We start from the raw sequence: 14,750 nt of genomic DNA on the forward strand, positions 1-14,750 counted from the left end.
ATGAACGCCGTGACCGATCGCCAGGCGTGGCTGTTCTCGATCAAGACCTACCTGGCCGCGATCGCCGCCCTGTACATCGCCATGGCCGGCAACCTGTCGCGCCCGTACTGGGCGATGGGTACGGTCTACATCGTCAGCCAGCCGCTGCTGGGACCAACCCGCGCCAAGGGCGTATACCGCATCGTCGGCACCCTGGTGGCCGGCCTGGCCACACTGCTGGTGCTGCCCGCGCTGGTGGAAACCCCACTGCTGCTGAGCGCGGCGATGTCGTTCTGGCTGGCCGGCTGCCTGTTCCTGGCCCTGCTCAACCGCGGCCCGCGCGGCTATGCCTTCCTGCTCGCCGGCTATACGACCGCCTTCATCGGCTTCCCCGCCGTGACCTCGCCGGAGACGATCTTCGACACGGTCGTGGCACGCAGCGAGGAGATCATCCTCGGCACGGTGGTGGCGGTGCTGTTCGCCTCGCTGCTGTTCCCGGCTTCGGTGCGGCCGATGCTGCGCGCACGCATCGGCACCTGGATGGAGGATGCGGCGCAGTGGTGCCGGCAGATCCTGGAGCGAGGCCGCGCGCATGCACCGCGCAACCGCCTGGCCGCCGATCTGGTGCAGTTCGAGGCATTGATCGAGTTCCTGCGCCGCGATGATCCGCGCCACACCGGCGCGGCGGTCTCCATGGAGCGGCTGCGCGAGCGCATGCTGTTGCTGTTGCCGGTGCTTTCCTCCATTGCCGATCGCCTGAGTGCGCTGCGAAGCAATGGCCAGTCGCTGCCCGATGGGCTGTCGGCAGTGATCGACGACATTCACGAATGGCTGCAGCAACCGGCCAGTGCCAGTGATTACGCCCGCCTGCGTGCGCGCATCAGCGCAGTGAAGCCGCAGGTGGACCGCGACCTGCAGCACCTGCAGCTGGCCAGCCTGCTGCTGCGGCTGGAAGAGCTGGTGGACCTGTGGCAGGACTGCCGCACGCTGCAGCAGGCGATCGACCACGGCAACGCGCCGCTGGACCGCGCGCACTATCGCATCCGCACCGACCGGGTCGCCGCCGACAGGCACGTCGACTACGGCATGGCGCTGTTCTCGGCGCTCAGCGCCGGCGTGGCGCTGATGGGCTATTGCGTGCTGTGGATCGCGCTGGGCTGGGAAGGCGGTGGCAACGGCGCGATGATGGCTGCGGTGACGGCGGCCTTCTTCGCGGCACAGGATGATCCGGCACCGAGCATGGTCTCGTTCCTGGTGTGGGCGATGGTGGCTTCGCTGGTCGCAGGCGTGTACCTGTTCGGTGTATTCCCCGCCGTTCACGACTTCGGACTGCTGGCACTGGTGCTGGCGGTGGCGTTCCTGCCGCTGGGCCTGCTGCTGCACCACCCCAAGAGTGCGTTGTTTGCGCTGCCGCTGACGGTCAATCTGGCCGCGCTGCTCAGCCTGCAGAACACCTACAGCGCCAACATCCAGACGTTCGTGAACTCGTCAGTGGCGATGTTCATCGGCATCGGCTTCGCGGTGGTGATGACCCGCCTGTTCCGCTCGGTAGGTGCCGAATGGACCGCGCGGCGGCTGGTCCGGCAAGGCTGGACCACCCTGGCGGAAGCGGCCGAAGGCCGCGGACAGCAGGACCGGCAGCGCTTCGCCACGCGCATGCTCGACCTGCTCGGGCTGCTGGCCCCCCGGCTGGCGGCGACACCGGAGGGCAGCGACATCGCGTCGGTGGACATGCTCAATGAAGCCCGCATCGGCCTGAACATCCTGCAGCTGCGGCGTGCCCGACTGGAACTGCCCGAACGCAGCCGCGAGGCCGTTGAGCAGATCCTGCAGGAGATTGCCGCGCACTATCGGCGCCAAGTCGCCGCACGCCGGCCGATCACCGCCGATCAGGCGCTGCGCGGGCGGTTGGATGCGTCGCTGGGGCGGGTCGGCAGCGTGGCGGCCTGCAAGGCACGCGACGAGGCGTTGATGGGCCTGGTGGGCCTGCGCTTCGCCCTGTTCCCGGAGGCGAAAGCGTTGGCGCCGGGGCTGGCGGATGCTGCCGCTCCGTCGCTATAACGCGATCCGCCGGGCATGGCCCGGCGCTACCATCGCTACCCCGTAGCGCCGGGCGATGCCCGGCGGCCTTTCGCCCCGACAACAGGACGGTTCAATGAGTTACGACATGATGGTGTTCGAGGCCAGCGTCGCCCCGCGTGAGGCGGCAGCGTTCATCGCCTGGTTCGAGAAGCAGACCGCCTGGGGCGAGAACCACGAGTACGACGATCCGGTGGTCAGCAGTCCGGCGTTGCAGGGTTGGTTCGCCGCGATGGCACAGGAGTTCCCGCCCTTGAATGGTCCGCTGAGCAACGATGAGGACGATCGCGCCGAGGTCACCGACTACAGCATCGGCCGGCACGTCATCTACGGTGCGTTTGCCTACTCCGTGGCCGAGCGTGCGCACGGCCGGGTACAGGACCTTGCGGAGGAGCACGGGGTGGGCTTCTTTGATGTCAGCGCGGATGAAGCGGCCATCGTGTTCCCCGATGGCCTGGTGCTGATCGCGGAATGACGCCGGGTCGGATCCCGTTCCCGTTGGGAAGGGGATCCGACCCCGGTTCAGAACAACTGGCCCTGCAGCGTGGGCTGTTCCATGCCCGCTGGTTGTTCGGCCACATCTTCTGCACCCAGCCGCCAGGCCAAGCCGCCGATTCGACTGGCATGGCGCTTGAGCGCGGCCTGCAGCACGTCGGCACTGGCCGCCACATGCAGGACCTGGCGGGCACGGGTCAGCCCGGTGTAGATCAGCTCGCGCGACAGCACGCGACTGTCCTGCCGTGGCAGTTGCAGCCAGACCTCATCGAACTCCGAGCCCTGTGCCTTGTGCACGGTCATTGCGAACGCGCTCTCGTGCGCCGGCAATGCGGCCGGATGGAAGGCGCGCGGCTGATCGGCGGTGTCGCCGGGGAACCACGCCACCATCGCGCCCGTGCTGTCGCGCAGGCAGATGCCGACATCGCCGTTGAACAAGCGATGCCGATAGCTGTTCTCGGTTACCAGCAGCAGGCGCCCCTGGAAGTAGCCCGGGGTGGTGCCGGCCAGCAGCTGTTCGATCCGCTCGTTGAGGCCACGGGCTCCCTGCGGCCCTTCACGCAGCGCGGTCAGCACGCGCAGGCGGCCGGCCTGCTGCAGTGCCAGGACCGGGTCCCGGATATCGGCCAATGCACGCCAGCGGCCCAGCAGATGCTCACGCTGGTCACGCAGCGGATCCGGCTCCCCTTCGTGGAAGCGGACTCCCGACAGTTCGCCACTGCGCAACAGTCGCAGCGTGGTGACGCTGTCGCCATCGCGGACGGCACGCGCCAACGGTGCCAGATCCAATGCGTCGCTCTGCCGGTAACCGCGCTGCAGCTGCACCCGCCTACCGGTGAATGCATGGACCGGCGCCGGCGGCTGCAATGCCGGTGCCGCCAACACCCCCTGCAACGCCAGTGCATCATCGACGCGCGTGCCCATGCCATCACCGCTGGCTCGCAGGATCGCGCCCAGCACGTCGCCGGCTTCGACCGAGGGCAGCTGGTCAGGATCGCCGAGCAGGATCAGGCGGGTGCCGCTGGCGATGGCATCGACCAGCTTGGCCATCATCGGCAGATCGATCATCGACGCTTCGTCGATCACCACCACATCCAGCGGCAGCGGATTATCGGCGTGGTGGCGGAAGCGGGGCGAGTCGGGAATGACGCCCAGCAGGCGATGCAGCGTGGTACCGGTGGTAGGCAATGCGGCGCACAGCGCCGGGTCCAGGCCCTCCTCCTGCAACCGCTGCACGGCCAGACGCAGGCTTTCAGCCATCCGCTCTGCGGCGCGGCCGGTCGGTGCGGCCAAGGCCACCTTCGGCGGTGGCTGGCCGGCATGCGCTGCCTGCGCAGCCAGCAACAGCAGCAGGCGCGCGATGGTGGTGGTCTTGCCGGTCCCGGGTCCTCCGGTCACCAGCGCCAAGGGATGACGCAGGGTCACGCCTGCCGCGCGCGCCTGATGATCCTCGGCATCCCGGGCCTGCGGGAACAACCGTGCGAACAGAGGCGCCAACGCGGGCAGATCCGGCGCCGGCAGCGGATGGCCGCCGATGCGCTGCAGGCCCGCCGCCAGCTGCCGCTCGTACTCGCGATAGCGGCGCAGGTACAGCAGGCCATTCTCCATCACCAGCGGGGCGTCATCTGCGACAGCATCGGCGCGCCCGGGGGTCGCGACCCAGGGCGAGGCGCGCAGCTGCTCGATCCAGGATTGCGGCGCCGGCCAGGCGGATACGCCTTCCAGCAGCCGGTGCGGCTGCGCCGGATCGAAACCGGCATGCCCCAGCGATACCGCCAGCGAGGCCAGGGCCGCCGCCAGGGCCACGTCCTCCGGGGTGTCCGTGCGCAGGCGCTGCAGGCCGGTCGCCAAGGCGTGGTCGATCGTCCGCAGCTGGCCATTGCGGTACAGATCCCTGAGCAGGCTCATGCGCTGGCTCCAAGCGCGCGTGCCGCCAGCTCGGCCTGGGCCTGCCTGCCTCCGGCGAACAACGCATCGAGCGCGTCCACCAGTTCGAGCGGGAAACGATCGGTGTAGACACCATTGCCAGTGCCATCCAGGCCGCGGCAGAACAGATAGCGGATGCCGCCCATGTCGCGTTCGTAGCGGTAGGCCGCCCCCAGCCGGAAGCGCAGCCAGCGATGCAGCGCGACGGTATAGATCAGGGCCTGCAGGTCGTACTCGCTGTGGCGCATGGCGATGGCCAGCAGGTCGGGGCTGTAGCCCGGCAGCCGGTTGGATTTGTAGTCGAGCACGTACCAGCGGCCATCGCGCACGTAGGTGAGGTCGATCATGCCGGTCATCAGCCCTTCCAGCCGGCGGCGCTGGCCGAAGCCCCGGCGCGCGCTGGCGATGCCATGGGCATGCAGTACATCCAGCAGCGCCGGCACAGCGGTCGGCTCGATGGCGAAGTGGAAGTCGATCTCGGCACGACGATCCTGCGCGGGCACGCTGTACAGCGCGCCGCCCTCCGGCAGCTCCGCGATGAGGGTCTGGCCGACCAGTGGCACCAGCACCGCGATGCCGTCATCCAGGTCCGCATCTGCATAGCCCTCGTCGCGCAATGCCTTGCGCAGCACGGCGGCCTGGCCTTCCGGCGCTTCCTGGCCAGGCTGCCAGGCGCCCCATGCGGCGAAGTCGACGTTCTCCATCGCTTCGTGCAGCACGTTGCCGAAGCGGCTGCCCATGAAACGCGGGTCGACCGGCGCGGCCTCTTCGGTCGCGGCAGGATCCGGCAGCGCGGGCTCCAGGGGCAGCTCCGCGCCAACCGGTTCGTCGGCCGCCGGCGCCGGAAGTTCGGTGGCGGCCGCCTCGATGTCACTGCCACTGCCGGCATCGGCATGGGCCAGCTGGGTGAAGCTGTATACCCACCAGTCGTGGGGCACGCGACGCGCCTGCGTGCGCACTGCCGGAAGTTCGCCGTCCATTTCCACCGCCAGCTGCGGCAGCTGCGCCACCGGCTCGCTGTCGTCGACCTGCACATCGGCGCACCCGCGCAGGGCCTGCAGGTCGCCCAGCAACGGCGCCAGTGGGGTCCTGGCAAGACCGGCGAGGTCACCGATGGCGATCCACAGCGCGTGCTCGACTCGGGTCATGCCGACGTACAGCAGGCGCGCGTCCTCTGCCTGCTGTTCGTGCCGCGCCTGGCGGCTGACGGCGTCCCACACCTCGTCCCTGTCCAGCTTCCAGTGCAGCTGGCGCTCGCCGTCCAGATGCACGGTGCAGTGTGCAGCGCTGTTGTTCGCGCCGCGCTCGATGCCCACGAACGGCAGGAACACCAAGGGGTATTCCAGGCCCTTGCTCTTGTGCAGGGTGATGATCTGCACACGGCGCGCGTCCGATTCCAGGCGCAGCAGCTGCTGCTCATCGTCCTGGTCGGCGCTGGCCATCCGGCCCTGCAGCCAGTCCAGCAGGCCATGCATGCCCAGCGCCTGTGCCGACGCCTCCTGCAGCAGCTCGCCGAGCTGGAGGTAATTGGTCAGCCGGCGCTCGCCATCGATCAGCGCCAGCAGGCGTTCGCCCTGTGCGGCGCAGACGTCGGCGATCACCGCGAACGGGCCGCCGCGCTGCCATCGTTCGCGCCAGTGCAGCAGCTGCGCCTGGAATCCCCGCTGCAGGTCGCCTTCGCGTTCCATCGTTGCGATCGCACTGGCAGGCTGGCCGAGCAGCACGGTGGCCAGCGCGGTGCGCAGGCGGCCTTCGTCGGCCGGTTGCAGCAGGGCCAGCAGCAGCGCGCGCAGGTCGCGGGCTTCGCTGGTGGCGAACAGGCTCTGCCTGCCGGCTGCCACCGCGGGAATTCCAACAGCCGCCAGCGCACGCTGCACAAGCGTGGCCTCGCGATGCGAACGCACCAGAACGGCGATGTCAGCCGGCTGCACCGGGCGACCACGCAGCAGGGCCCTGCCGGCGCGCGCGTCCACCAGCACCTGGTGAATGGCGGCCACACACGCCCGCGTCGCTGCCTCGCGGGAGGCATCGGCAGCCAGCGGCCTGTCACCGCCGCTGCGCAGCACGCGCAGGGTCAGGGCTGCGGCGGCATGGCCATCACGCTGGTAATCCGCATCTACACGTACGCCGCCCGGCCGCACCGGCTCGAAGCGGATGTCACGCTCGAGGAAGGCGTCCTCACCGCCGTTGTCGTACAGCATCTGCAGCACGCGCAGCAGCGCAGGCCGCGAGCGGAAATTCTGGTCCAGTGCCGGCGCAGGCTGCGCAACCTGCCTGGCCTTGAGGTAAGTATGGATGTCGCCGCCGCGGAAGCCATAGATCGCCTGCTTCGGATCGCCGATCAGGAACAGCGCTGGCGCCAGTCCCAGTTCGCGTACCTCCGGCGAATCGCCGAACAGGGTGTGGAAGATGCCCCATTGGCGGTCATCGGTGTCCTGGAACTCATCGACCAGGGCAATGCGGTACTGCGCGCGCAGCCGTTGCACCAGCGTCAGCCGTTGCGGCCCCTGCAGGGCAAGCGCCACGCCGTCGATCAGGTCATCGTAGGTCTGCACCCGTCGCGTCTGTTTCAACAGGGCCAGTCGCTGCGCGGCTTCGGCGCGCAGGGCGTGCAGGAAGCGGATCGCGCGCTGGCGAAGCCACGACATGACCACGTCGGCGGCATCCCACCAGGCCTGCAATGCGTCGAAGAGGGGCGCATCCGGGCAGGCGCCCTGCTGATCGTTCCGGCAGAGTGCCTGCATCGAAGTGGGCAGCAGCTTCTCCAGATGGAGTTTTCCATCGCGTGACCAGTCCGCGACCGCCTGCCCTGCGACCAGGGTGGAGAATGCCTTGTCGAAGCTCGGCCGCTTGGCACGACGTCCATCGAAGACCTTCTTCTCGAACGCCGTGGCGATCTGCCCACGGGCCGCATCAAGACCGGAGTCGATGGCGGACGCGAGGACCTGCGCGGCCTGCAGCATCCGCGGCCGCGGATCGTCCGGCAGCGTCGGCAATGGCAATGGATGCAGCGGCGGCTCGGCCAGCAGCGCGCGCAGGTCGCCTGCCAGTGCGTCCGGGCTCGACCACAACAAGGTCAGCGGCTCCAGTGTGGCCGGATCGTTGGCGTGCACGCGCCACAGGTCAGCCGCCAGTTCCTCCATCAGCTCGCGGTCGCTGGTCAGCAGCTCCGGAGGATCGAAGGTGTGGCCGCTCTCCAGTGCGTGCTCGCGCAGCACGCGGGTGCAGAAGCCGTGGATGGTGAAGATCGCGGCCAGATCGATTTCGTCGGCAGCGACCTGCAGGCGACGCTTCAGCGCCGCCGCGCTCTCATTGCCGGCATCGAGATGGCGCCTCAGGATCTGCCGGGTCAACCGCATGTCGGGTGCCTCGCCGTCGCCCGGAGGCAGGTCGACCATCCGCGCGGCCAGCGCCAGTCGCTCACGGATGCGCTTGCGCAGTTCCTGGGTAGCGGCATCGGTGAAGGTCACCGCCAGGATCTGGCCGATACGCAGGCCCTGCTCGACCACGAGCCGGGTGAACAGCGTGGCCAGGGTGAAGGTCTTGCCGGTGCCGGCACTGGCTTCGATCAGGCGGACGCCATCCAGGGGCAGTGCGAGATACGGGTCGATACCGGGATGTTCGATGGGGCTGCCTGCCACGGTAGCGTTCATCCGGTGACCTCTGTATGTGAACCGGCGCCGGGCACGCGGCCTTCGCGCAGCGCGCCGAACACCACCTGGCTGTTGTGCAGCAGCTCGGCATACCGGGCATCGTCTGCGAAGGGATCGGCACCGCGCATCAGCAACTGCCAGGCGTCACTGCGGGATTCGCCCCAGCTGCGGTCGCTGCCATGCCACTGCTTCCAGCCCTCGCTGCGCTGTTTCTCGCCGCTGGTCGTGTACAGCACCCAGCCGGTGTAGGGAGCGAACCACAACGGCTCACGCAGGCCACGCCGGCGCAGCTGCAGCAGCGCGCGCAGGGCGGCCCGCGCCGCGGGCACGGACAGTGCCGGCAGGACGTGCGGACCCTGACCGGCGTCACCACCGTCGTGGAACTGGACCAGCGGCAACGCGTCGCCTGCCGCATTGGCCAGCAGCCAGTCCAGCCCCTGGCGGATCACCGCGTTGCCGTTGAGCGTGCCCGCGCGCAGCCGCACCAGACCACCAGGATGGCGATCGGCAACCCGGCCGTGCAGGCGCACGCCGTCGATCTGGACCTCATAGCGGCGGCTTTCCGGCTGTACGCCCTGCATCCAGCCCAGCATTGCGTCGGCATAGGGGCGGGTCTTCGATTGTTCCACCTCGAACTGCCGCTCGCCCAGCGCGCCGGATGGCACCAGCGCGCGTGCGCGCAGCCTCGGGTAGAGCGGGTCGTCATCGCCGGTGAGGGTGGCACGCACCACCGCGGCCTGCACACTGCGCGTGTCCGGCCCTCGCGCGGACAGCACCAGCGGCTCCAGATCGACGACGTCCTCGACCTCATCGGCCAGTCGAAGGCCCAGAGACTGCGACAGGAACTGCCCAGCCGGATCGCACAGAAAACGGCGCAGGCTTTCCAGAGACAGCTCCTCTTCCACCGCAGCTTCGACCGGCGGCGGCAGCGCCGCCGCGTCGAACCACGGCGACAGCCCGCCACGCTGCCCGGCCAGGCGACCGGCTGCGGGATGCCATTGCCGGCGGTAGCTGAAGCGACGCGGGTCGCCATCGCCGAACGCGGCGGGGGAGAACGGCTGCAGCGCGTGGCGGACCGTGAATGCCGCGGCGGCGGCGGCTGGATCGAGGTGGTAGGCCGCCACGGCGTCGATCAGCTCGCTGACCAGCACCGACGGTTCCCGCACGCTGCCATCGCGCGGATCGGCGCCGAGGTAACTGAGGTAGAACACGTCCTGTGCGGCGGCGAACAGCTGCAGGAACAGGAAGCGATCGTCCTCGCGGGTGGAACGGTCGCCCGGGCGGCGTCGGGGCGTGTCCAGTTCGGCGGTGAGCTGGTTCAGGCCGGCCGCCGGATCGCGACGCGGGAAATCGCCATCATTGAGGCCGAGTACGCAGATCACCCGGAACGGCAGCAATCGCATCGGCACCATGCGGCCGAAGCTGATGCCGCCGGTCAGCAGCGGTGCACGCGTGTCGGCTTCGGCCAGGGCGGAGGCGAAATGCGCACGTATCACTTCGGGAGGCACCCCGTCGCTGAAGCCGGCCTTGTCCGCGTCTTCGGCGAACTGGTTGAGCAGTTTGCGCAGCCGCTCCAGCGCGCGCTGGCTGTTGGGTGAGCCGGGCGGGGTCGGCAGCAGCGCATCCAGCAGCGACAGCAGGCGCTGCCGCCACTGCGCCGGAGTCAACGTCTCGCCAAGACGGCGCTGGTAGGCGGCCAGTACCCGCAGCAGGCGCAGCAGGCGGTCCAGCGCATCCAGCGCGCCACCTTCCAGCCCGGTCCACGGCGCGACGCCGGCCAGGTCGGCATCGCTGCCGGTGGCATGGCCCAGCAGCAGGCGATCCAGCGCGAACTGCCAAGTGTAGGCATCATCCGGTGGCGCGCCGTGCTGGGCGCGATGGTCCGCATCCAGCCCCCAGCGTGCGCCCGCCTGCTGCAGCCAGCCATGCAGGCGGTCGAAGTCGGTCGCGTCCAGTCCGGCTGCCTCGGCCAGGGGCGCGCTGGCCAGCAGGTCCAGCATTTCATTCAGGCCGAACCGCGAGACCGGCAGGCCAATCAGGTGCACGAACACATCGGCCAGCGGTTCGCCCGCCAGCGGACTGCTGTCGGCCAACGCGTAGGGAATGTGGTCGTCCTCGCCACCGCGGCCACCGAACACGGCCTCCAGGTAGGGCACGTAGGGATCGATGTCCGGCGCCAGCACGGCGATCTCGCGGGCCTGCAGCGGCGGGTCGAAGCGGTCATCCTCAAGCAGGCCACGCAGCTGGTCGTGCAGGACCTGCAGTTCGCGCAGGCGGGTGTGGCAGGCGTGCACCTGCAGGCTGGGATCATCGCCGGCCAGGCCATCACGCAGTTCGCCGGACGGCAGCGCCCGACGGTGGAACAGATCGCGCTGCAGGCGGTGCAGCAGGCTGTCGGACAGGCCGCCGTCGGCCATCGTCGGCCGCGCGTCGTCTTCCGGGTCGATGTAGGCGGCGATCTCACCGGCCGGGTGTACCACTTCATAGCTGCCCAGCACCGCCATGAAGTCGCGGCCGGCTGCGCCCCAGGCTTCCAGCAGGCGGTTTTCTCCCGCCGCTTCGCCGAAGGGATCGGGAGCGCCGCTGCGCAGCCGCTCGGCCAGGGTCTGCAGGTCGCCCCAGTACGACTGCACCGGGGTGGGGAGGTAGAAATGCAGTTCGCCCACCCGCGCCTGCGTCGCCATGACCCGCAGCACGTCCGGGGAGATGTTGAGCGTCGCGAATGCGGACATGCGCGGCGGCAACCCCTGCGGCAATGGCTGGCCGGCACCCTCGAAGCGGTCCAGGTAGGTCTGGATGCGGCGCGCGCGGTAGCCATGCCCACCGGCAACGGCGCGCCACAGGATCGCCTGGGGATCGGCCGGGTCGGCCCCGGCCTCCCAGCGCAGCAGCCAGTCGCGCCGCCAGGCCTGGTATTTCTCGAACACCGACGCCAGCTCGCCGGCCAGGGCCCAGGGTTTCAGCCCATCGCTGCCGGCCAGATAGGACTGCAGCGCGCGCATCGGTGGTTGCCCGAGCAGCGCCGGATCGCGCAGCGCCCGGTACAGCCGCCAGTGCAGGCCGGCAGCATCGAGATCGTCGGCTTCGCCATCGACGTTGGCGTTGAGCGCACGGGCGACGAACTCACCCGGGGTGAGGAACTCGAGGTTGGCGGCGACACCGTATTCGGCGGCCAATGTCGCCTGCAGCCAGCGCCGCATCGCTACCTGCGGGATCAGCACCACGTCCGGTGCGAGCAGCGGCTGCCCTGGCATCGGCGCACGGACGTTGCGTGCCAGCAGCGCGGCCAGCACATCCAGCGAGTTGGAATGGTAGAGGCGGAAGTCGCTGCCCGGGTCACTCATCATGCACAGTGTGCAGCACGGCTGGCAGTATTCAATGGTCAAACCTGTCACCGGCACGGATTGTTCCGGGTCGCCCGGCGATTGTCCCGACCTGCCCGGGGCCCTGCCGTGCCACAATACTGCACCGTCCAGTCTGCTTATGTTCAGCCGGCTGACCCGATCCTTCGATGTCGAAAAAATGTTAATGGTGCCCATGTCGGCTTCCACCTCCAGTCTGGTGCAGTTGTCCAACGTCCGCATCGACCGGAGCGGACGCACGATCCTGCGCGACGTTTCCCTGCAGGTGCCGAAGGGCAGCATCACCGCCGTGCTCGGTCCCTCCGGCAGCGGCAAGTCGACCCTGCTGGCCGCGCTGACCGGCGAACTGCGCCCGGCGGCCGGCGATATCACCCTGTTCGGCAAGCCGATCCCGCACCGCAGCGCCGAGCTGCTGGAGATGCGCAAGAGCGTCGGCGTCCTGCTGCAGGGCAATGGCCTGCTGACCGACCTCACCGTGGCCGAGAACGTCGCCCTGCCGCTGCGCACCCACACCCGCCTGCCGGCGGCGGTACTGCGCCGGCTGGTGCAGATGAAGCTGCATGCGGTGGGATTGCTGGCCGCAGCCGACGCCTGGCCGCGCGAGCTGTCCGGCGGCATGGCGCGCCGCGTGGCGCTGGCCCGTGCGCTGGCGCTGGATCCGCCGCTGATGATCTATGACGAGCCGCTGACCGGGCTGGACCCGATCGCGTCCGGGGTGATCATGAGCCTGATCCAGCGTCTCAACCACAGCCTGGGACTGACCAGCATCATCGTCAGCCACCACGTGCACGAGACGCTGCCGATCTGCGACCAGGTGATCGCCATCGCCAACGGCGGCATCGTCTTCCAGGGCACGCCCGACGCGCTGCAGTCCAGCCAGGACCCGTTGCTGCGTCAGTTCCTGCACGGCCAGCCCGATGGCCCCATCCCGTTCGACGCCGAGCCGCGCGCGAGGGTCGCCTGATGCCCTTCATCCAAGCCACCCGCTCGCTGGGCCGCGCCGGCCTGTTCTCGCTGACCGTGCTGCGCGGTTCGCTGCCGACCCGTGATTTCCTGGCCGAACTGACCCGCGAGATCTACAAGATCGGCGCGCGCTCGCTGCCGATCATCGCTGTCGGCGGCGCCTTCGTCGGTCTGGTGTTGACCCTGCAGGGCTACCGCACGCTGACCACCTTCGGCGCGGCCGATGCCCTGTCGACCCTGCTCGGCTTGTCGCTCTACCGTGAACTGGCCCCGGTGCTGACCGCGCTGCTGTTCATCGGCCGTGCCGGCAGCTCGATCGCCGCCGAACTGGGCCTGATGCGCGCCACCGACCAGATCAAGGCACTGGAGCTGATGGCGATCGACCCGGTGGCCAAGGCCGTGGCGCCGCGCTTCTGGGCAGCCGTGCTGACCGTGCCGCTGCTGACCGGCATCTTCTGTTCGCTGGCGATCAGCGCCAGCTACTTCGAAGCGGTGCACGTGCTCGGCCTGGACAATGGCGTGTTCTGGTCGGCGCTGCGCAACAGTGTCGACTTCTGGGACGATTTCGGCGTGGCGATGCTGAAGTCGGCGATCTTCGGCGGCACTGCAGCCCTGGTCGCCGCCTATGTCGGTTTCCACGCCGAGCCGACCATCGAAGGCACTTCGGTGGCCACCACCCGTGCGGTGGTCAATGCCTCCCTGCTGGTGCTGATGTTCAACTTCGTGCTGTCGGCAATGCTGTTCACCTAACCCTTCCATCGGCGGTGCGCGGTGCGCGCGGCCACAACGACTCGATCAGGTACTCCCCATGGCCATCCGCGGTCCCAGACTCGAATTCTCCGTCGGCGCATTCCTGCTGCTGGCCCTGGCGTCGCTGCTGGTGCTGGCCGTGGCTTCCACCAACCAGCGCTGGAGCTGGGGCGGTGACGGCTACGAGCTGAAGGCGCGCTTCTCCCAGGTCGGCCAGCTGCGCAAGCAGGCGCCGGTCAAGATCGGCGGCGTTACCGTCGGCCAGGTTGCCGCGATCGACCTGGACCCGGTCAAGTTCGAATCCATCGTGACCCTGCGCATGGACAGCAAGGTCAAGGACCTGCCGGCGGATACCTCGGCCGGCATCTTCACCAGTGGTTTGCTGGGCGAGAGCTATATCGGTCTTCAGCCCGGTGGTGATCCGGAAGTGCTCAAGCCCGGTGAAGAGATCGTCTTCACCCAGCCGGCGGTGGACCTGATCCAGCTGGTCGGCAAGTACATGTTCAGTGGCGGCGCCGGCGGCGGCGCAGACCCGAAGCCCAACGATGGCGCACAGGCGCCTGCAAAGGAACCGCAACCATGAAGATGAAACTGATCCCGGCCCTGCTCGCGTCCTCGCTGCTGCTGGCGACCCCGTTGCTCGCCCAGGCGCAGGCCGCGGCCCCCGCTGCCGCCGCTCCGCAGGCCCAGGCCGGCAAAGTGGTGATCGATGCCAGCAGCCGCATCCTGTCCACCCTGCAGCAGCGCAAGAGCGAGTTCAGCAGCAATCCGTCCAGCCTGCGCTCCTACATCGACAGCGAACTGAACCGCACCTTCGACCGCGACTACGCGGCGCGCCTGGTGCTGGGCACGCATGCACGCGGCGCGTCGGATGCGGACATCAAGCTGTTCGCCGATGCGATGGCCGACAGCCTGATGCAGCGCTACGGTTCGGCCCTGCTGAACATCCAGGGCAGGCCGAGCTTCCGCCTGAAGGGTGAAAGCCCGCTGCCCGGCAACCGCGGCGTGCGCGTGAGCACCGAGCTGGTGCGTGCGGGCAACGAACCGACGCCCGTCGAGTACTGGATGCGCAACGTGAACGGCCAGTGGAAGATCTTCGACGTCAACATCGAGGGCATCTCCTACGTGCAGACCTTCCGCAACCAGTTCGACAGTCCCCTGCGCCAGAAGGGCATCCGACAGGTGGCCAACGAACTGCACAGCGGCAGCATCCAGGCCGGACCGGCCGGCAATGGCAAGTAACGCGCTGGCACTGCTGGAAGGCGGCACCCTGCGCCTGCGCGGGGCGCTGGATCGTGCCGCTGTCATTGCACTGTGGCCGCAGCTGCAGGCGTTGCCGGCGCAGCTGGCACGGCTGGAACTGGGCGAGGTCGAGCGCGTGGACAGCGCCGGCCTCGCCCTGCTGGCCGAGCTGGCCGCGCGCGCGCGCAAGGCCGGCCACCCCCTGGTGATCTCCGGCATGCCCGCCGGCTACAACGAACTGAGCGCAGCCTACCGGCTGTCGCCCGACCTGGATTTCAACGCTACTTCTGCTGCGAGCTGA

The 14,750-nt window shown here is 69.0% G+C and carries 10 protein-coding genes; 7 read left to right on the forward strand and 3 right to left on the reverse strand.

Annotation, left to right across the window (positions count from 1 at the left end):
- Both AC06FB_RS09090 and AC06FB_RS09095 read left to right on the forward strand, forming a co-directional pair.
- Complete coding sequence (locus tag AC06FB_RS09090; protein WP_346480049.1) at nt 1-2,040, forward strand: FUSC family protein; 2,040 nt, start codon at nt 1-3, stop codon at nt 2,038-2,040.
- A gap of 94 nt (nt 2,041-2,134) precedes the next feature.
- Entirely contained in the window at nt 2,135-2,533 is a 399-nt protein-coding gene (locus tag AC06FB_RS09095; protein WP_053517252.1) for a hypothetical protein, read from the forward strand.
- A gap of 47 nt (nt 2,534-2,580) precedes the next feature.
- Here AC06FB_RS09095 and recD read toward each other — a convergent pair whose 3' ends face one another.
- From recD to recC, 3 genes are read right to left on the reverse strand one after another with little or no spacing between them, the layout of a single operon-like run.
- Nucleotides 2,581-4,461 (reverse strand): exodeoxyribonuclease V subunit alpha, encoded by a 1,881-nt coding sequence (recD, locus tag AC06FB_RS09100; RefSeq protein ID WP_478053606.1) that lies wholly within the window; start codon nt 4,459-4,461, stop codon nt 2,581-2,583.
- On the reverse strand, nt 4,458-8,132 hold the full coding sequence (recB, locus tag AC06FB_RS09105) for an exodeoxyribonuclease V subunit beta (protein WP_478053607.1): 3,675 nt from the start codon (nt 8,130-8,132) through the stop codon (nt 4,458-4,460). Before recB ends, recD begins: the two co-directional genes overlap by 4 nt.
- On the reverse strand, nt 8,129-11,479 hold the full coding sequence (gene recC, locus AC06FB_RS09110) for an exodeoxyribonuclease V subunit gamma (protein ID WP_277381226.1): 3,351 nt from the start codon (nt 11,477-11,479) through the stop codon (nt 8,129-8,131). The genes recB and recC overlap by 4 nt, the downstream gene beginning before the upstream one ends.
- 190 nt (nt 11,480-11,669) lie before the next feature.
- On the opposite strand from recC, the gene AC06FB_RS09115 reads away from it, so the two are divergent.
- Genes AC06FB_RS09115 through AC06FB_RS09135 form a run of 5 tightly spaced genes read left to right on the forward strand, consistent with a single transcriptional unit; the run spans nt 11,670 to nt 14,750 of the window.
- Nucleotides 11,670-12,458 carry an ABC transporter ATP-binding protein gene (locus AC06FB_RS09115; protein ID WP_065174056.1) on the forward strand — a complete coding sequence of 263 codons (789 nt, stop codon included), beginning with the start codon at nt 11,670-11,672 and terminating at the stop codon, nt 12,456-12,458.
- Entirely contained in the window at nt 12,458-13,207 is a 750-nt protein-coding gene (locus AC06FB_RS09120; protein WP_065174057.1) for an MlaE family lipid ABC transporter permease subunit, read from the forward strand. Before AC06FB_RS09115 ends, AC06FB_RS09120 begins: the two co-directional genes overlap by 1 nt.
- 58 nt (nt 13,208-13,265) lie before the next feature.
- A complete protein-coding gene (mlaD, locus tag AC06FB_RS09125; RefSeq protein ID WP_053517247.1) occupies nt 13,266-13,790 on the forward strand; it encodes an outer membrane lipid asymmetry maintenance protein MlaD in 525 nt (174 codons plus the stop codon).
- Complete coding sequence (locus tag AC06FB_RS09130; protein ID WP_053517245.1) at nt 13,787-14,449, forward strand: MlaC/ttg2D family ABC transporter substrate-binding protein; 663 nt, start codon at nt 13,787-13,789, stop codon at nt 14,447-14,449. The genes mlaD and AC06FB_RS09130 overlap by 4 nt, the downstream gene beginning before the upstream one ends.
- Nucleotides 14,439-14,750, forward strand: a complete 312-nt coding sequence (locus AC06FB_RS09135) for an STAS domain-containing protein (protein WP_053517244.1) — start codon at nt 14,439-14,441, stop codon at nt 14,748-14,750. Before AC06FB_RS09130 ends, AC06FB_RS09135 begins: the two co-directional genes overlap by 11 nt.

This window comes from Stenotrophomonas sp. Steno-C15, from assembly GCF_056393265.1.